16 protein-coding genes are annotated in these 18685 nt (G+C 60.5%); 8 read left to right on the forward strand and 8 right to left on the reverse strand.

Annotation, left to right across the window (positions count from 1 at the left end; genetic code table 11):
- The gene (locus FF124_RS03660) at window positions 1–504 is read right to left on the reverse strand and encodes a tripartite tricarboxylate transporter TctB family protein (protein WP_187326794.1); all 504 of its coding nucleotides are present in this window, start codon (window positions 502–504) and stop codon (window positions 1–3) included.
- Between the two features lie 121 nt (window positions 505–625).
- Window positions 626–1588: a tripartite tricarboxylate transporter substrate binding protein gene (locus FF124_RS03665; protein ID WP_187326795.1), complete on the reverse strand. Its 963-nt coding sequence runs from the start codon at window positions 1586–1588 to the stop codon at window positions 626–628.
- Window positions 1589–2010: 422 nt separating this feature from the next.
- Between FF124_RS03665 and FF124_RS03670 the strand changes: the two genes are divergently transcribed.
- Window positions 2011–2805: an IclR family transcriptional regulator gene (locus tag FF124_RS03670; RefSeq protein ID WP_138747139.1), complete on the forward strand. Its 795-nt coding sequence runs from the start codon at window positions 2011–2013 to the stop codon at window positions 2803–2805.
- 84 nt (window positions 2806–2889) lie between these two features.
- Here the strand turns inward: FF124_RS03670 and FF124_RS03675 are convergent, their stop codons facing one another.
- Genes FF124_RS03675 through FF124_RS03695 form a run of 5 tightly spaced genes read right to left on the reverse strand, consistent with a single transcriptional unit; the run spans window position 2890 to window position 8863 of the window.
- Entirely contained in the window at window positions 2890–3912 is a 1023-nt protein-coding gene (locus FF124_RS03675) for a LacI family DNA-binding transcriptional regulator (RefSeq protein ID WP_138747140.1), read from the reverse strand.
- A gap of 29 nt (window positions 3913–3941) precedes the next feature.
- The gene (locus FF124_RS03680) at window positions 3942–4829 is read right to left on the reverse strand and encodes a dihydrodipicolinate synthase family protein (RefSeq protein WP_138747141.1); all 888 of its coding nucleotides are present in this window, start codon (window positions 4827–4829) and stop codon (window positions 3942–3944) included.
- A gap of 2 nt (window positions 4830–4831) precedes the next feature.
- A complete protein-coding gene (locus FF124_RS03685; RefSeq protein WP_138747142.1) occupies window positions 4832–7330 on the reverse strand; it encodes an alpha-mannosidase in 2499 nt (832 codons plus the stop codon).
- Window positions 7323–7901: a D-sedoheptulose-7-phosphate isomerase gene (locus tag FF124_RS03690; RefSeq protein ID WP_187326796.1), complete on the reverse strand. Its 579-nt coding sequence runs from the start codon at window positions 7899–7901 to the stop codon at window positions 7323–7325. The genes FF124_RS03685 and FF124_RS03690 overlap by 8 nt, the downstream gene beginning before the upstream one ends.
- Window positions 7898–8863, reverse strand: a complete 966-nt coding sequence (locus FF124_RS03695) for an ROK family protein (RefSeq protein WP_187326797.1) — start codon at window positions 8861–8863, stop codon at window positions 7898–7900. The genes FF124_RS03690 and FF124_RS03695 overlap by 4 nt, the downstream gene beginning before the upstream one ends.
- Before the next feature lie 218 nt (window positions 8864–9081).
- Between FF124_RS03695 and FF124_RS03700 the strand changes: the two genes are divergently transcribed.
- Genes FF124_RS03700 through FF124_RS03720 form a run of 5 tightly spaced genes read left to right on the forward strand, consistent with a single transcriptional unit; the run spans window position 9082 to window position 14774 of the window.
- A complete protein-coding gene (locus tag FF124_RS03700; protein WP_138747145.1) occupies window positions 9082–10431 on the forward strand; it encodes an extracellular solute-binding protein in 1350 nt (449 codons plus the stop codon).
- Window positions 10432–10480: 49 nt separating this feature from the next.
- Complete coding sequence (locus FF124_RS03705; protein ID WP_246072181.1) at window positions 10481–11341, forward strand: carbohydrate ABC transporter permease; 861 nt, start codon at window positions 10481–10483, stop codon at window positions 11339–11341.
- Window positions 11334–12173 carry a carbohydrate ABC transporter permease gene (locus FF124_RS03710; protein WP_024708646.1) on the forward strand — a complete coding sequence of 280 codons (840 nt, stop codon included), beginning with the start codon at window positions 11334–11336 and terminating at the stop codon, window positions 12171–12173. The genes FF124_RS03705 and FF124_RS03710 overlap by 8 nt, the downstream gene beginning before the upstream one ends.
- 10 nt (window positions 12174–12183) lie before the next feature.
- Window positions 12184–13611: a sulfatase family protein gene (locus FF124_RS03715; protein ID WP_138747146.1), complete on the forward strand. Its 1428-nt coding sequence runs from the start codon at window positions 12184–12186 to the stop codon at window positions 13609–13611.
- Between the two features lie 29 nt (window positions 13612–13640).
- Entirely contained in the window at window positions 13641–14774 is a 1134-nt protein-coding gene (locus FF124_RS03720) for an ABC transporter ATP-binding protein (protein ID WP_138747147.1), read from the forward strand.
- Window positions 14775–15088: 314 nt separating this feature from the next.
- On the opposite strand, the gene FF124_RS03725 is transcribed toward FF124_RS03720, so the two are convergent.
- Entirely contained in the window at window positions 15089–16102 is a 1014-nt protein-coding gene (locus tag FF124_RS03725; RefSeq protein WP_138747148.1) for a substrate-binding domain-containing protein, read from the reverse strand.
- 286 nt (window positions 16103–16388) lie between these two features.
- Here FF124_RS03725 and FF124_RS03730 point away from each other — a divergent pair, with 286 nt between their 5' ends.
- Together FF124_RS03730 and FF124_RS03735 are read left to right on the forward strand one after the other, a co-directional pair.
- Window positions 16389–17663 carry an ABC transporter substrate-binding protein gene (locus FF124_RS03730; protein ID WP_138747149.1) on the forward strand — a complete coding sequence of 425 codons (1275 nt, stop codon included), beginning with the start codon at window positions 16389–16391 and terminating at the stop codon, window positions 17661–17663.
- Window positions 17664–17749: 86 nt separating this feature from the next.
- On the forward strand, window positions 17750–18685 hold the full coding sequence (locus tag FF124_RS03735; protein ID WP_138747150.1) for a carbohydrate ABC transporter permease: 936 nt from the start codon (window positions 17750–17752) through the stop codon (window positions 18683–18685).

Here is an 18685-nt window from a genome sequence, read left to right on the forward strand (position 1 = left end):
TCACCCGAGAATGCCGACCGGCAACGGAACGCGAAGTCCGTTGACGAAGAGGACGTAGATGAACACCGTCAGAAATGCTGCATAGAGGCTGCCGCGTACCAGGCCGCCGCCGCCGATGCGGATCATCAGCAGGATGAACAGAAAGGTAAGCGGCAGGAAGCCGACGGATTCCAGAAGCAGGGTATAGAGGCCAAGGCTCACCAGCACGGTGACCGGAAACCAGGTGAAATCCTCGCGTTTGAACAGCACGGCCGCATGACGACGCAGCATCGCGATTTCCACGCGTCCCTGAAATGCCAGGATGCCGCCCGCCAGAACGAAGGCGCAACCGATGATGATGGGTAGGGTGCCCCCGCCGATCGTCATGCCGCCGAGCCCTTCCATACGCGTTCCGGTGACAGCCAGAACCACGCCGCCGATCATGAAAAGCAATCCGAGGACGGTGTCCGGAACGCCGGTGGCGATGCGATCTGCATTGTCGTCTCTTGGTGAGGGGGCATTCATGGCCTCACTCCTTTCCATTGGTGTCGCGAGCAGACGGCCGAAGGCACTCCGGCCGGGATACGGCCGAAAAGAACGAGTTTCAGTTGTGGAATGGAGTGCCTTCGGCGACCGGTCCGGTCCGTCAGTCCTTGACGAGACCGGCGGCGTTCATGGCCTTGCCGAAGGCCTCGTCACGCTGGGCGAGGTAGTCGACGAAGGCGTCGCCGCCTTCCCACACGACGCCGTAGGAGCGTTTGGCCATCAGGTCAGCGAATGCGGGGCTGCTGACGACATCGGCCATGACCTCAATCAGCGTGGCGCTGACATCGCCGGGGAGGTCGCTTGGCCCGCCGAGGCCACGCCAGCCATTGATCGGAAAGTCGATCCCCGTGCTTTCCTTGATTGTCGGCAGGTTCGGGTGTGCCGGATCGCGCTCGGTGCCGAGGATTGTCAGCGCCTTGAGCTCGCCGGCATCGATCAATCCCTGAGCCTCGGGAAGCTGGACGACGCCGACATCGATCGCTCCGGATGCCAGCAATTGCAGGCCAGGAGCGGCGCCTTCGGTCGGTACCCAGAATGCCCTGTCGCCGTCAAGCTCGTTCACCAGCGTGACATAGGCCAGGTGATTGACGCCGCCCTGATTGGCGCCGCCCGCCCGGATCGCCGCGGCATTTTCCTCGATCGCCGCTGTAAGCGCGTCCATGCTGTCGAACGGGCCGTCGGTTCTGACGACCACGGCGGACGGGTCGGCGTTATAAAGGCCGAGAGGGGTGAAATCCTTGTAGGTCAGGTCGGATGTGCCGAGCCAATGGAACATCGACAATTCCGTGGTGATAATGCCCAGCGTGTAACCGTCGGGATCGGCATCGGCGATCGCCTTGTGGCCGATGACGCTGCCGCCCCCGGTGCGGTTGACGACGTTGATCGGCTGGCCCAGTTCTTCTTCCATCAGCGTTGCCAGAATCCGGCCGGTGGCATCCGTTCCGCCGCCCGCGCCCCAGGGCACGATCAGCGTGATCGGCCGTTCCGGGTATTCGGCGCACGCTGCCGAAATGCCGCCGACGACCACCACGGTCGTCGCCAGAAGCGTCTTCAGAATATTCATTGAATTCTCCTCCCAATCTTCCTTTTGGGTTCCGAAAAGAGCCGACAAGGCCCTGCGGTCCAGAATCCTCTTTGTTTGACGCGGGCAGCGAAGCCTGCGCCCTTCCACTCGGAAACGGCCCCGCCACATCGCAATTGTGCTGCACGTCAGATCTGACCTCCCTGACGCAATACCGCATAGCGGAATGCTGTACCGCGAATTGATACTCTCACCAGAGGTCAGATCTGTCAACATGAGTCCCAAAAAAAAGAATACTGTTCCGAATATCGGGATTTACGGAGTGGCAAAGATCGTTTATGGTGTCTTTCGGTGAATTTATTTCAGAGCCTAACTCGAATCTGAAACGATTTAGGCATTCCGTATAACAGGACGAAATTCCTTATTATGGCAAACGGATCCACGGAACGCTGTTGGGGGTAATCATGAATGACGATCAGACAACACGGATGAAAACCAAAGGCGATGAGGGATTGAAGTCGCTGTCGAAGGTGGTGCGCATCCTGGAGTGCTTTTCGGTCAATGACCGCGCATTGTCGCTAGCGACGATATGTCAGCGGACGGGGTTTCCGAAGAGCACGACGCACCGGCTTGTGGCTTCCATGCGAGAGGTCGGGTTCCTGGATCAGGACAGGGAGCGTGACAGCTATCGCCTGGGGCTCCGGCTGTTCGAGTTCGGCGATATCGTGCTCGCCAATCTCGATGTGCGCCGGGAAGCCCGGCCGATGATGGAATCTCTTCAGCACATGACCGGCCAGACCGTTCATCTGGCTGTTTTCGACGGGATGCAGGCTGTGGTCATCCATCGCGTCGGTTCCGGAACCGAGAGCCATACCAAAGCGGGCATGATCGAGAACGCGCCGGTGCATTGCACGAGCATCGGCAAGGCGATCCTCGCATTTCAGACGGAGGACGCCGTCGAACGGGTGATTTCGGCGGGCCTGTCGCGCTACACCGACCAGACAATGACAGAGCCCGATGATCTGCGCAGAGCCTTGGCCGAAATTCGCGAGAAGGGCTATGCCGTGGACAATGAGGAGCATCAACCGGGACTGCGATGTCTCGGCGCTCCGATCCACGATCAGAATGGCCGCGTATTCGCCGGCATCAGCGTCAACGGCCCGGCCTGGCAGATTCCCGAAAACGAAATTCCGGATCTGGCCAAGATCGTCGTCTATCAGGCGCGCGTGATCTCCCAGCGCCTTGGTTGGCACGAATGAGCGGCCGGCCGGTGCTTCGGCGCCTGCGGCTCGCCGGCATCGACGCTCACGGTCTTTGCCGTGTCAGAGCCTGGGGCTCGATCATCACCCGCTATTCAGAGCGAGCACGCTGGAGCGCGCTATCAGGCTCGGTTGAACAAAGGTACGAACGGGCCAAGGGCCCTTGCGGCCCGCGCCGATCTGTCGGATGAGCAATTCCGCTGCATGGCGGCCCATTTCTTCGACATGCTGGCTGACGGCGCTGATGGTCGGGGTCACCATCGTCATCCAGAGCGCGTCGTCATAGGCGACCACCGAGACATCGTCTGGAACGCGCACACCGTGCTTGCCAAGCGCCACGTAAAGGCGCTGCGAGACGACGCTGTTGGCCGAGAAGATTGCGGTGATTGATTTTGATTTCAGCGTGCCGACGAACCGGTCAAGACCGGAGGCGATTTCCGCATCCGAGGAGCCGAGCTTGAAAATGAGGTCTTCCGGCACGGCTAGGCCGCACTCGGTAAAGGCTTCGCGCCAGCCCTCGATGCGCGCGCGCCCTGTCGTCCACTGGTCGTGGTCGATGAGGAGGGCGATCCGTTCGTGGCCGAAGCCGATCAGATGTTCCGTTGCCATCTTGCCGCCGGCCCTGTTGTCACCTGCGACGAGCGAGTTGTCGTCTTTGACGGAACGGTCGATCTGAAGAATCGGTCGGCCGAAATCGCGCACGCTTGCCACCGCTTCTGCGGAGACCGGCGTGATCGCGATTGCCGAAACACCCATGGCGATCAGCGACTTCACTGCCGCCCTCTGCTCCTTCGGATCGGCCCGGTCGATGATCAGGATGACCTCATAGCCCTCCGATCGCGCGACCTCCTGAAAACCGGTGGCAAGTTCGGCATAGAAAGGGTCCAGAATGCTCGAGACCACGAGGCCGATCTGGGTGCTGGAGCCCTGCCTGAGATTGCGGGCATTGAGGTCGGGCACATAGCCGATCTTCTGCGCCGCCGCGACGACGCGCGCCTTGACGTCTGCCGCGACATAGCCCTTGCCGCTGAGCGCGCGCGAGACGGTCGATGTCGAAAGACCGACCGCCTCCGCGATATCGCCGATCGTGACGCGCTTATCTGCCATGGAGTACGTGCCTCATCAAAAATGCCCTTTTAACGCGTTTTCTGGTATCTGTTGAAGTATTCATCAAGAGCGAAAAGACCGGTGCAGTCGCTGCGCGTCGTCAGCCGCCCCAAAACGCGTGAGAAACTGGTCAGGCCGACCCCATAGTTTTCGCCGAGCAGGGCCTTGGCAGATCCGGGATAGCTCTGCTCCAGCGCCATATCACCGGCCGTCAGCAGCAGCGAGAGCGCGTCGGTCTCCTCGCTCGCCGCCCGCTCAAGCATGTCCGGAAAGACATTGGCCATGAGACCGCAGAATCCGTCTGCACCGGCCTCGAACGAGGCCCGAAATGTTGCCACCTCGGCGTTCATCAGCTTCAGCCGGCTGCCGCTGACAATGTCGATCCGGCGCTTGATTCGCGCAAGATCGCAGCATGTATCCTTCAAAAAGGTGAAGCGTCCGCTCTCAGCCGCACAGGCAAGAGCCTTGTCCGAGATCAGCCGCTTATAGGGACGGGGCGCCTCGTAGAGACCGAGATCGCCGCTGCTATCGGCGATGATCGCCTCAAGACATTGGAGAAAACGCTCGTCGCTTTCACCCTCTTCGACGAGGTGTCCGGTCAAAAGCACGGCGCAATCGACGCCGCCGATCGCCCTTAGGCGCGCAATTGCCTCAGGCCAGGCTTCGCCTTCCTTGCGAAACACCGAAGCGGCGATGGGGACGCGCCCCGCCACGGCGCGGACCGAAGCAGCGACGATCTCGGCGCGCTCGACATCGTTCATCGAAAGCGGCTCGGCGGAGAGACCAGTCACAAGCAGGCCGGAAACGCCGCGCGCGAGATAGAAGTCGACAAGACCCTGGATGGCCCCAAAGTCGACCTCTCCGTTTTCCAGAAACGGGGTGAGGAGGGGCGGCCAGATTTCGGGTTTGCGGGCCATGGTCAGATACCTTCGGACAGGAGGTGAAGTTTGCGGTCGGGCTCGAATTCGAGAAGATCGAGGGTGACGATCTTGCCTGAGGGCGTGATCGCCACCGTGCGGATCTCGAACGGTTTGAGGTCGAGCGAAAGCGGATGGCCGCCGGCAAAGTCAAGTTCAAGCCGGGCCGCAATCGGGCCGGACGTGTCGTTGACGAAGCGCATCACGGTCGCCGCAGGATCGTCTTCCCAGGGCTTCAGCGCCGTCAGCCGCAGGCCGGGCGTTTTTTCAAGGCCGGAAATCAGCCCGCGCGCTGCAGGCATGTCGCCAGGATGGAAGCTTTCCATCATAACGCGGGGCGGCATGACCATCATTTCGGCAAGCCGGGTTGCCTCGCCCATATCGTCGCCCGTCTGGGGCAAAAGCCGCACTCTGAAGCGCTGCAGGCCCTGATCCTGATAGTGATAATGCTCACTGTCGCGCAATTCGCGCGGATCGTGCCAGGCAAAGACAGGGCTTCTCGCGGCGGTGATGCCGATATCGCCATCGACGCAGTCATAGGCGTATTTGGCATTGTTGATCACGCTGATCCGCTTGCCATCCGAACCGGCGACGCTGACCCATCGCTGGCCGGGATATTCGAGACCGTCCGCAGGCCGCTCCACATAGCCATATTGCATCTGGTAGCGCGCCGTACTGGCCGATATCGCCGTCGGATAGCGCAGTTTCAGAAGGTGGAGTTCTTCATGCCAGTCGATCTCGGTGCGGATTTCGAGCGATCGGGCGTCGCTGTCGAGCACGAAGAGCTCGCTCAGGCGAGAGCGTCCGAGGCGGGCATTGACGCGGACGGCGGCGCGAACGGGGCCGGCATCCTCGATGTGGATGCTCTCGACTTCGAACTGGCGGCCCTGGCCCACATAGGTCTCGACCCGGTGTCCCCAGGTGTCGGAACCATCGGCCGATACGACGGTATGGATGGCGCCTTTGGCAGGGGCGAGATCCTGCCCGTCGGCAAGAGTGACGAATTCGTCAAGCCAGCCGGTCTGCGGGTTGATGGTCACCCGCAGATGCGCGTTCTCGATGGTGGTCGCGTGAGCGCGCGCCTGGACTTGCGGCGTGGTTTGCGGCGCATCGGTTCTACGCACGCGATAGAGCTTGTGGCCCAAGGCCGGGACCCTGACGGGAAAGGCAATGCGGGCGCGATAGCGGTCGCGGAAGATATCTTCCTCGCGGATGGTCGCATCGGCCCTGATCTTCTGCCAGGGCGTTTCCTCGCCATCCTCGGCGCTGACAATCCAGTTGCCCGGCAGGAAGGATAGTTCCAGTTCCGCCGTGATCTCGGCTTCGAACGGATGCGGGTTGAAGACGATGAGCGGCTGCGTTTCCTCGTCTGCCGGTATGGCGATGTCGCGGGCTGCGATCTGCAGGGCGCGGTTGGTGACCCTGTCTGCCGTCGCGATCACGCCGCCAAGAGCATGGACCGCGTCTTCGCAGGCGGGAAGGATCGAGCTTCCTGGCAGGATGTCGTGGAACTGGTTGAAGAGCAGCGTCTTCCATGCCTCGTCGAGCTTTTCGCGGGGGTACGGGACCCCCTGTGTGGCCGCGGAAAGCGTGGCATAGCGCTCCGCCTCCAGAAGGGCTGCTTCTGCCTTCAGATTCATCTGCTTGATCTTCCCAAAGGCCGCGTAGCACCCGGCGGCGTGGCGCTGAAGCTCGCCCTCGTGAACCGGCATGGGCGTGCCGTTCTTCCGGCGCGCCTCGAAATAGCGGTCGGGGCCGGACATGGCCAGGCTTCCGAACCGACCGTCTGCATCAAGCGCCTCGATGCTCTTCAGGTTTCGCCGGGTCGGGCCGCCGCCATGATTGCCGACGCCATAGAAGACCATGGCCTCGTCCTCAAGCGCCGCGCCGATCTTGCTGATGGCGGATTCCATATGCCGGTCGACGTTTTCCGCCGTCGTGCAGTATTCATGCGGGATCCGGTAGGCGGCAACCGAGGCGCCGCCCAGCCCTTGCCATTCAAAAAGCGTATGCGGCATGTCGATTTCGTGCGGGCCGGGGCGCAGGAAGCAGTAGGAGGCGATCCGGTGGCCGGCAAGCACCTGCGGCAGGGCCGCGGAGTGGCCGAAGGGGTCGGCATTGAGGCCGACATTGGCGATGCCGCCGAAATGCTCAAGCAGATAGCGCTGGCCGATCAGGCCCTGGCGCACAAAGGATTCGAGGTTCGGCAGATTGCAGTCCGGCTCGACCCACCAGCCGCCAACCATGGCGATGCGCCCGGACATGATGAGGTCGCGAAGTCGGGAGAAAAGCTTTGGGTCGCTCTCGCGGATCCAGTCGACGACGGCGACCTGTTCGAAGGTGAAGACGTAATCCTCGAACTCCTCCAGGAGGGCGACGGCTGCGGCAAGCGTCGCGCGGGCCTCCTGATAGCCTTCCGTCCAGCGCCACAGCCAGACGGGATCGAGATGGGCATGGCCGACCATGTGAATGGTGGCAAAACGCGATTTCTGCTCAGACATTTTCGCTCTCCGCGACGAGTGTTTCCAGACGGGCGCAGATCAGGTGCATGGCTAGCTGGTGCATTTCCTGAATGCGGGCGGTCATCGTGTGGGGTGAAATGAAGGCGAGGCTGCAATCCTTCGCGATTTCGGCGCCGTTCTGGCCGGTGAAGAGAACGGTTTTGGCGCCTTTTGCCCAGGCGGCGGCAATCCCGGAGCGGATATTCTCCGACCGTCCGCTCGTGGAAAAGGCAATGACGATATCCCGCGGTCCGGCAAGGGCCGTGACCTGACGGGCGAAAACGGCATCGAAGGAGAAGTCGTTGCCGATGCAGGTGAGCGCCGAGACATCGGCGGAGAGGCAGGTCGCGGGCAGGGGGCGCCGGTTGGATTTATAGCGGCCGATCAGCTCGCCGCTGAAATGCAACGCTTCCGCGGCCGAACCGCCATTGCCGAACACATAGACGCAACCGCCCGCACATACGCTCTGCCAGATTGCGTCAGCGATGGCGATGATATCGGGAAGGCGAGCCCGCATTTCCGCGTTCATGGCAAAATGGGCCGCCATCTCCTCTTCCAGGCTTGCCGTCATTCTCTGATCCTCACCTTGACGCCCGTGGCGCTGCCGATTTCGTTCCATGCGACGGAGGCCGCAGAGGCTACGCCCGAATTGCGGCCGAAGCCCGTCTTGCGCACCGTCAGGCGTTGACCGACGCCGGCGGCCATGCTGCTGCCGACGAGCGCCATCGCGGGCGCGAAGAGCTCTCCATCGGCCTCGGTCACGCCGCCGCCGAGCACCAGCAGGGCGGGATCGAACAGATCGGCGGCCGCGCGCACCGCACGGGCAAGCATGCCCATCGAACTGTGCCAGAAGGCAAGGGCCTCCTCGTCGCCGGCAAGCGCCGCCTCGGCGACGTCGCGCGCGGAATAGGACCGCGGCGTCGCCATGCACGTGGCCTTGGCTTCGGTGTAGCGCTTGCCGATCGATGTTCCCGAGACATAGGCTTCAAAACATCCCGTCAGGCCGCAGTTACAGGCGCGGCCATCGTAAATCAGCGGGATGTGGCCGAGCTCCGACCCGTTGCCGGTATGGCCGGTATAAAGAAAGCCATCGGTGATGACGCCGCAGCCAATCCCCGAAGAGACGGTGATATAGGTCACGTCCCTCACCGCGTCGGGATTGTCCCAAAGCGCCGTGGCGATTGCGCCCGCCGCCGCGTCATTCTGCAGATAGGCCTTCGCGCCGAAGCTGGTTTCCATCTGCTTTGTCAGCGGTATGCGATCCCAGTCCGGCAGGTTGGGCGGAGACAGGACCAGGCCTTTTTCGAGGTCGAGCGGACCGCCGCAGGCAATGCCCGTTCCCTCTATGGTGAGCCCGTTCTTTCTGGCGTGGGCCTCGGCTGCCCTGCCGAGCCGCTCGATCAGCGCCAGGCTCGGCTCCGCCCTGACGGGCGAGCGCTCGCGAGACTGAAAGGCGATTGCGCCATCGGCATGCACGAGGCCGACGGCGATCTTGGTGGCCCCGATATCCACCGCCAGGACGACGGGCGTCATAGTGTCTCTTTGTTCTGCCATATCACTTATCTGGTAACGTTTGCATGTCCGCATCATTGGCACGCGCCTTAAATTTAGTCAATACATCAAAGAGAAGTCCCGTAAAAGGCTAGTTTTAAGGCAGAAATCGCAGATAGAGCGTGAAATTTGGTGTGAAGCTTTGTTGACCAGCGAAAAATATGTGATATCGTTTGCAGGTCTTTTAGGGAGGAAACAACATGAATTTGCGTGCTCAATTGAAGCTGTCAACGCTGCTGGCCGCTGGCTTTGCCTGTGGTCTACCTGCCCTGGCGCAGGCGGAGGAATTGTCCGTTGTCTATCGCGAATCGCCCTATGTGTCGGCGGTCATGGAGGCGGCCAAGGCCGAATTCGAAGCCGAACACCCCGGCGACACGATCGAGCTCAACGCGATCAGTTCGTCGGCGCGCGACTACTACACCAAGGTTTCGCTGATGAACCAGTCGGCATCGACGGCGCCTGACATCATCTATGAGGATGGTTTCCAGATCACCGCGGATGCCGCCGCGGGCTATCTCGAGCCGCTGGACGAGCGGCTCTCCGGCTGGGACGAGTGGGATCAGTTCTCCCAGATCGCGGTCCAGAACGGAAAGTCTTTCGTCGACGGCAAGGTTTACGGCATTCCGCTCGGCACCGACACCCAGGCCATCTGGTACAACAAGGACCTTCTCGAAAAGGCCGGAGTGGGGGCTGACTGGCAGCCGAAGACCTGGCAGGACATTCTCGATGCCGCGGCCAAGGTGAAGGAAAACCTCCCCGGCGTCGATCCGATCAATATCTATGTGACGAAGGCCGGCAACGAGGCGAGCACGATGCGGGGTCTCATGAACCTGATCTCCGGCACGCCGGGCGGGCTCTCGGCAACGCTTTTCGATCCGGAAACGCAGAAATGGATCGTCGGATCCAAGGGCTTCCGCGATGCGCTGGCCTTCCTGAAAACCGCCTATGACAACGGCTATCTCGTGTCCGATACCGATCTTCAGGATTCGAGCTTCCAGAACGTTCTCGTCGAACAGCGCGTGCCCGAGGGCAAGGTTGCCATGTTCATCGACGGCAACTGGATCTGGGCGCGCTGGATCGAGGGCGGCACCGCGCCCTGGGCGGCGTGGAACGAGACGCTGGGCATGGCCAAGATCCCGACGCAGAATGGCCAGGGCAACGGCTTCACCTCCATGTCCGGCGGCTGGACCATCGCCATGAGCCCGAAGACCGAGGACAAGGATCTCGCCTTTGATTTCATGACCACGGTCGCCAATTTCGAAAACAGCCTGACCTATGCCATTCGCGCCGGATCGATCGGCGTGCGCAAGGACGTCATCGCGGACGAGACCTATCTCGAGACCAATCCGACCGCCGGTTTCTTCTCCTCACTGGTTGAGGTGACCAACTTCCGCCCGGCGCTGGAAATCTATCCGCAGGTCTCCTCCCTCATCCAGGAGACGATGGAGGCCGTAACGGTCGGCGGAGACAGCGTCGAAGACGCCGCCGGCCGCTTCGACCGCCAGCTCACCCGTCTTGCCGGCTCGTCGAACGTCGAAAAAGCGAACTGACATGGCGCAAGGGGCAAGCGGAACGGGCCAAGGGCCGGCAGCAGTGCTGATGCGCATTGTGCCGCTTGCCCCGGCCACCCTGATGATCGTCGCCTTCTTTCTGGTGCCGATCATCTGGGCCATCTACACATCCATGACCAATCTCGGATTGTCGGGCTACGCAGCACGCAATCCGGCCTTCATCGGCTTTGAGAATTACTACTATCTCTTTACCGATCCGCGCACATGGGCGGCGCTCGGACGGACGGCGGTGTTCGTCGGCCTCTCCGTTGCCGGGCAGAACATTGTCGGCTTTTGCATTGCCTATGTGCGGCAGATGGCGACGCCTGCCATCCAGAGCCTTGCCTCGGTCATCGTCATCACCGCCTGGGTGGTGCCGGAAGTCGTTGCGGGCTTTCTGTGGTACACATTCCTGCGCGGCGACGAATCCGGCATGAACCAGATTTTCGATATTTTCGGCTTTGCCCACCAGCAATGGCTTCTGACGGCGCCGCTTGCCGCGGTGATCGTCATCAACATCTGGCGCGGCTGTGCCTTTTCCATGCTCGTCTATTCCGCAGCTCTTCAGGATGTCTCGAGCGAAGTGCTTGAAGCCGCCGAGATCGACGGGGCAGGGCGCATGCAATCGATCTTCGGCGTCATCCTGCCGATCATCCGCCCGGTGATCGCCATCAATGTGGTGCTGACCACGCTCAACACGCTCGGTGTGTTCGGTATCATCTGGATCACCACGGCGGGCGGGCCCGGCACGCGCTCGGAAACGCTGCCGCTCCTGATGTACAATCAGGCCTATGATTTCGGCCTTATCGGCTACGGCTCGTCAATCGCCGTCCTGCTGCTTGGCTTCGGCGTCATCGCCTCCCTCATCTATGTCCGTCTGTTCAAAGTGGGAGAAGCGCGCAATGGCTAATCTTGCCAAGGCCAAGACCCGCGACCGGCTGGCCGCCGATATCGCGCTCACCTTCGTTGCCATCGCCTTCGTCGTGCCGATGGTGTGGATGGTGCTGGCCGCTTTCGATGCCGAGGCGACGCTTGCCATTCAACTGCCGGCCCGCTGGAGCCTGACGAATTTCGGCGCGATCCTGACGGAGGATGTCGCGATCCGGCCCTTCATGAACAGCGTCATCATTTCGGCCGGCACGTCCTGCCTGGTGGTCATCCTCGCGCTCTTTGCCGGCTATCCGTTGTCGCGCTACAGGCTGCGCTACGGAAAGCAGTATATCTACACCATCGTCTTTGCCAGCGCGCTGCCGATCACCGCCATCATGGTGCCGATCTATGTGATGTTCGTCCATATCGGCCTCGTCGATACGCTTGCGGGCGTCATCGTCTTCCGCACGGCGGCGGAGCTTCCCTTTGCGGTCTGGCTGATGAAGGGCTTCATGGATGCCATTCCGACCGATCTGGAAGAGGCGGCGTGGACGGAAGGGGCATCCCGCATGGAAGGCGTCGCCTATATCGTCGTGCCGCTCCTGGCGCCGGGGATCGCGACCATCTTCATCCTCTCCTTCATCGAGAACTGGGGCAATTTCTTCGTACCCTTCATCCTGCTGCAAAGCCGCGACAACTATCCGATGGCCGTCTCGCTCTACAGCTTCTTCGGAGAATATGGCGAGGCCATGTATGGCCAGCTTGCCGCCTTCGCGCTGCTGTACACAGCGCCCACGCTGCTTGTCTATTTCCTGATCCAGAAGCCGCTGCAGAAGGGTGGTCTTCGGCTTGGCGGCGCGGTCAAGGCCTGAGGAAGAGATCATGAAAAAGAAGCCTAATATTCTGTTCCTGTTTTCCGACCAGCACAGCGTGCGTGCGATGGGTAATTGTGCGGACACGCCGGTGGAAACGCCGTCGCTCGACCGCCTGGCCGCGGGCGGCATGCGTTTCGACAATGCCTATTGCCAGAACCCGCTTTGCGTGCCCAGCCGGGCGAGCCTTCTGACTGGAAAATACTGCCGCACGACCGGCATTTACGACAATCGCCACATCCTCCCCGCCAACGGCCCAACGCTGGCGCGCGCGATCGGCAGCGCCGGATACCGCACCGCGCTTGTGGGCAAGACGCATTTCAACGGCGAGCAGTTCCAGGGCTTTCAGGAACGCCCCTACGGCGATCTCTACGGCCAGGCGCACCAGCCGGATCCCGCCCGCCACGCCAACGAATCCGGCCTCGGCGATATCCTGGGCGATGCCGGCCCTTCAGGCATTCCCCTTGCCATGACGCAGACGGAGATCTGCGTCAGCGAGGCGGCCAAATGGCTGCAGGGCCATGCGGGCCGACCGGGAGATGCGCCGTTCTTTCTGGCCGTCCATTTCGACAAACCGCATTTTCCGATCAACCCGCCGCGTCGCTTCTTCGAGCGTTTCGCGGGCAGGGTGGAACTGCCGGACTATGATCCCGACTGGCTTTCCCATGCGCCCGCCTTTGTGCGGAAAGCGGCGGCGGCGAGCGGCACGGCGCATCACCGGGGCGATGATGCGGTGAATGCCCGGGCGCTGGCTGCCTATTACGGCTGCGTCGAATGGGTCGACGATGCCGTTGGCCGGCTTCTGGATGTGATCGACTATCTCGGTCTCTTCGAGGATACGATCGTCATCTACGCCTCCGATCACGGTGAGATGGCGGCGCGGCGGGGGCTCTGGCAGAAGACCGTCTTCTATGAGGATTCCGCCCGTGTTCCGCTGATCATCCGCTGGCCCGGCGTGGCAGAGGCCGGGTGCCGGACGAATGCGCTTGCCGGACTGATCGACCTTTACCCGACCCTTTGCGCCGCAGCGGGAGTTACTCCGTCCGACGGTTTGGAAGGGTGTGACCTCACGCCGGTGATCGCCGGAGGTGAGGCGCCGGACCGTGACCTCTTCTGCGAAAGTGCCGTGTTGAAGCAGCCGGACCACGCCGGTTGCATGCTGCGCCGCGGCGACTGGAAATACTGCCTCTACCTGGACGGCTGCGAGGAGCTCTACAACCTCGCCGATGATCCCGACGAGTGGAACGATCTCTCACGGGCGCCGGGAGAGGCGGCGCTGAAGGCGGATCTGCGGGCGGCGACCGAGGCCTTTTTCAGGCCGGAGGGCTTTGCTGCGCGCTATGCCGCCACTCCGCGCATGCCTTTCGAGAAGCATTTCTACCCCTATTCAAACCAGTTCATCACCGGCAATGGCGTTGTCTTCGACGCGCGGCCCTGACAGACGCGAAACAGCCGAGGAGGAAACCAATGGCCGGCTTTACCCTGAAAAATCTGAGCAAGTCCTACGGTGCGCTGGAAGTCATCAAGGGCATTGACCTCGAGGTGCGCGACGGCGAGTTCATCGTTTTTGTCGGCCCTTCCGGCTGCGGTAAATCCACGCTGCTGCGCATGATTGCCGGGCTGGAGGAGGTCAGCGGCGGCGATCTGTTGATCGGGGAGAAGCGCTGCAATGATATTCCGGCCAAAGCGCGCGGCATTGCCATGGTGTTTCAGTCCTATGCGCTCTATCCGCACAAAACCGTCTACGAAAACATGTCGTTCGGCCTCAAGCTCGCCAAACGTCCGAAGGATGAAATCGACCGCAAGGTGCGCGCGGCGGCCGGCATTCTGCACATCGAGCATCTGCTGGAGCGGCGCCCCAGTCAACTCTCGGGCGGTCAACGCCAGCGCGTCGCCATCGGTCGGGCGATCGTCCGCGACCCGCAGGTGTTCCTGTTCGACGAGCCGCTGTCGAACCTCGACGCGGCGCTGCGCGTCCACATGCGGCTCGAGCTGTCGAAACTGCATGACGACCTTGGCACCACCATGGCCTATGTGACCCACGACCAGATCGAGGCGATGACGCTTGCCGACCGGATCGTGGTGCTTGACCATGGCGATGTGCAGCAGGTGGGAACACCGCTGGAGCTCTATCACTTGCCGCAAAACCTGTTCGTTGCGGGCTTCATAGGTTCGCCGAAGATGAACTTTCTCGAAGGGACCATCGCCGCCGTGGAAGCCGACGCGATTATTGTGGAGGTTTCCGGGTTTGCCCGGGTTTCCGTGCCGGTTCGCCCTGCTTCTGATACGCGCAGCGGCGACACGGTGACGATCGGCATCCGCCCGGAACATATCGACCCCGCTGGCGATGCTGGTGGTTTTGCCTGCGCTATCGAGGTGGCCGAGAATATTGGCGATCATGCCATGCTGCAGTTGCAGGGGGCAGGGGGGCAGTCGCTGATGGTGAAAGCAAGCGGTGATACGTTCTGGAGCCGCGGGGGCGCATACCCTGTTACCTTTCAGCCGGACGCTTTGCATCTCTTTGATGATAGAGGTGCGGCGTTTTCCAGGATCAACCGTCCGAACGTGCTGGGCGGCGTGGATGGATTTCGGTCAGCTTGAACGCGAAGCCTCTATTGCGTTTGGCTGACGGGAGGTCTCTCTTACAGCGCGGTACGATCTTTTCAAAGCGCAGGAAAAGCGGTGCGATGGCGAAGTGGAAACCGCAAGGAACCAACGCCTACTGCTGTCGAGTGCTCATGCGCAACTCGCGGATCATCCGCGGGTGGCCCATGAAAAGAAGCTGTTCGCCTCCATCGTGTATAAGTGGGAAGCCTGCTCGGAGGCGACTAAGAACTCATTTTAGGCTCCGGCGTCCTGATGATACGCGGATTTCTGGGTGAAGGGCTTGCGGGGATAGTGGCGATCGCAGGTCGTCAAACCTTACCGGTGGATGTTCTGACAATCAGGTCGACGGGCCATATTTCCTGAAGTGCCGTCACGGCCTCACCTCCAATGCGGTCAAGCAGCATTTGGGCGATGCGCTTGCCGGCGGCTTGAACGGGAGAGAATGTCGTCGTCAGCGGAAGGCTCGACAGATCCGCGCGAACGGTGGATAGGCCATCATCATGTGCAACGATCGAGATATCTTTTCCGATATCGAGCCCGTTCTCCCGCAAAGCCTGCATGACCCCTATGGCAACAACGGTTGAGCCACAGACAATTGCCGTGGGTTTCACGGTTTGCGACAAAAACGCACGCGCAGCCTGATATCCTTTTTCCACCGTCATCGGCGCAGCAACCACAAGAGATGGCTCGAAATTCAGATGGCGGCCCTCCAAGGCCTTCCGGTAGCCAATAAGCCGGTCATCTGCATAATTTCGGTCGGGCTGTCCGTTGATCAGCCCGATCTTTTCGTGGCCAAGGTCAAGCAGAAGTTCCGTTGCCCGCCGAAATCCGCCTTCATTGTCTATGTCAAGATAAGCGTGCTCGCTTCCGCGCTTCGTTCGGCCATGCGTGACAAACGGGAAGTCAAGCTTGGCAAGGTGTTCGACCCGCTCGTCTTCGACCTTTGTGCCGACGATGATGATGCCGTCAACGGCGCCTTCACGAGCCAGACGGTCATAGGTGTCGATTTCGTGAGCCGCAATTGTCGGCGTCAGCAGAATGTCGGTTCCCACTTCACCCAGCGCTTCGCTCAACCCTGCGAGCACCTCGAGAAAGTGCGGATCGACGATCAAATTTCTCTCCATCGGGAAGACCACGCCGATAGAGCCCGCCTTTCCGGTGACAAGCCGGCGTGCTGACGAATTCGGGCGATAACCATGTTCCAGGGCCGTCTTAAGAACGAGCCGCTTCGTTTCTTCGCTCACGTCGGCATAGCCGGCAAGCGCGCGACTAACAGTGGTCTGGGAGAGATTGAGAAATGTCGCGAGTTCTTTCTGGTTCATGTCAAAAGGCACTTGGCGTAGAGGCTCGCGACAATGGCGAGCTGGTTAAATTCCAATTCGATTTGGAAACATAATTATATCAGACATATAGCAAAAAGAGTCATATTTCCAATTAAAACGTCAAAAAAATGTGTTTGACAACCGATGAATAGGGATTAGGTTACGACTCATCCAATACGAATTGGATAGCCAATTTGGGTCCTGTAGGCTGCAGTCGGGCTTCGCCGTCGCTGCAATCTCCCGTGTTTGAGGAAGCAGGATCTAGAACCTTGGGAGGACGAAAACCATGAAATCTCTATTGGCCGGTTGCACCATAAGCGGTGCGGCACTCGCCTTGTCGCTGCTCGCCTCGACCGCAGCCCGTGCCGACGAAATATCGATTGTGACCGGGCTTGTCGGGAACGATCTCGGGCTTCTTCAGGAGCAATTGAAGTCTTTCGAGGACAAGACCGGACATACGGTCAAGGTGGTTTCTCTGCCGCCCTCCTCAAGCGATCAATTCTCTCAGTACCGGCTTTGGCTTGCGGCTGGGAATCCCGACATCGACGTCTATCGCACCGATGTGGTTTGGGCGCCGCAACTTGCCGATCAGTTCATTGATCTGACGCCCTATACCGAAGATGTCATCGATGAGTATTTCCCGTCGACCATCCGCTCCCAGACCGTCGATGGCAAGCTCGTCGCCTTGCCCTGGTATGCAACCATCCCCGGACTTTACTACAGGACGGACCTGCTCGAGAAATACGGCAAGGATGTCCCAAAGACCTGGGATGAAATGACCACGACTGCTCGGGAAATCATGGACGCTGAAAGAGCGGACGGCAACGCCAGCATGTGGGGCTTTCTGTTTCAGGGGGCGCCCTATGAAGGGCTGACATGCGACGGGCTGGAATGGCTTGTCTCCAGCGGCGGCGGCAATATCGTCGAGGCTGATGGGGAAATCAGCGTCAACAACCCAGATGCCGCAGCAGCGCTTGAGCGCGCGAAATCATGGATCGGCACTATCTCTCCGCCAGGAACTCTTTCCTACAAGGAGGAGGATACGCGCGGAATCTGGCAACTTGGAAATGCTGTCTTCATGCGCAACTGGCCATATGCCTACGCTCTGGGTGAGCAGGACGATTCGGCCATTAAGGGCAAATTTGATGTTGCGCCGCTTCCCGCCGGCGAAAACGGCGAGTCCGCTGCGACCCTTGGCGGCTTCAACCTTGCGGTTTCCAAATATTCGGAGCACCCGGACGCGGCGGTTGAACTGGTGAAATACCTGACTTCTCCCGAAGCGCAGAAATATCGCGTGATGTATAACTCGAACGCGCCGACCGCTGTCGCATTGTATGAGGACCCGGAAGTGCAGGCCAAACAACCCTTCGCTTTGCGTTGGGAAGATTCGCTTGAGACCGCCGTTTCCAGACCATCGAACGTGACAAAGTCGAAATACAACGAAGTTTCGTCGCTGTTCTGGACTACCGCCTACAATACGCTTTCAGGCAATGGTTCTGCTCAGGACAATCTGGAAGAGCTTGAACTGAAGCTCTATCAGCTTCGCGGCAACGGCTGGTAATCGGCCATCAGCGCGGCGGTCAAGCCACCGCCGCGCCCTCCTTCTCCATATACATTGAAAAAATCAGACGGGATTGGCGGCGTGCCATGAATCAGAAGCTGCAGCTCTCAGCCAGCCGAAGACGCTGGGCGATACTTTTTGTGACCCCGATGTTGATCATCCTGGCATTCGTGGCGGGGTGGCCCCTTCTCCTGACCATCTACTACAGCTTTACGGACGCTTCGCTCAGCAACCTCGCTGCCGCAGAGTTTGTCGGTTTTTCAAACTATCTTTCATCCATAACGCTGCCCAACGGACGAACGCTCACCTTCGGATTGTTGGCCGATGCTGCGTGGTGGCAAGCGGTCTGGAACACGCTGCGCTTTGCTTTCGTGTCCGTCGCATTCGAAACCGTTTTCGGGACTGTTATCGCGCTTGTCCTGAACCGCAATTTTGCCGGGCGGGGCGTGGTGCGTGCGGCGGTGCTTATCCCCTGGGCAATCCCCACGGTGGTTTCAGCCAAGATGTGGGGCTGGATGCTGAACGACCAGTTCGGCATCATCAATGATGTACTGCTCAACCTTCACCTTATATCGACGCCCATCGCCTGGACGGCCTCTCCCGACACGGCCATGATTGCGGTGCTGATCGTTGATATCTGGAAAACAACGCCTTTCATGGCTCTGCTTGTTCTGGCCGGATTGCAGATGATTCCGGGCGACATTTATGAAGCTGCCTATATTGATGGCGTCTCGCCGCTCAAGGTTTTCTGGCGCATTACGCTGCCGCTGGTCCGGCCCGCATTGATGGTCGCCGTCATTTTCCGTCTGCTCGATGCGCTTCGTATTTTCGATCTGATCTACATCCTCACGCCGAACAACGAGCAGACGCAAACCATGTCGGTGTTCGCCCAGCAGAACCTGTTCGCTTTCGACAAGTTCGCCTACGGCTCGGCCGCATCGACACTGCTCTTTCTCGTCGTTGCGCTGATTACCATCGCTTACATCCGTATCGGACGGATCAATATCGGGAAAGGAGCCTGA

The sequence above is a fragment of the Martelella lutilitoris genome (assembly GCF_005924265.1).
Classification (GTDB): Bacteria; Pseudomonadota; Alphaproteobacteria; order Rhizobiales; family Rhizobiaceae; genus Martelella; species Martelella lutilitoris.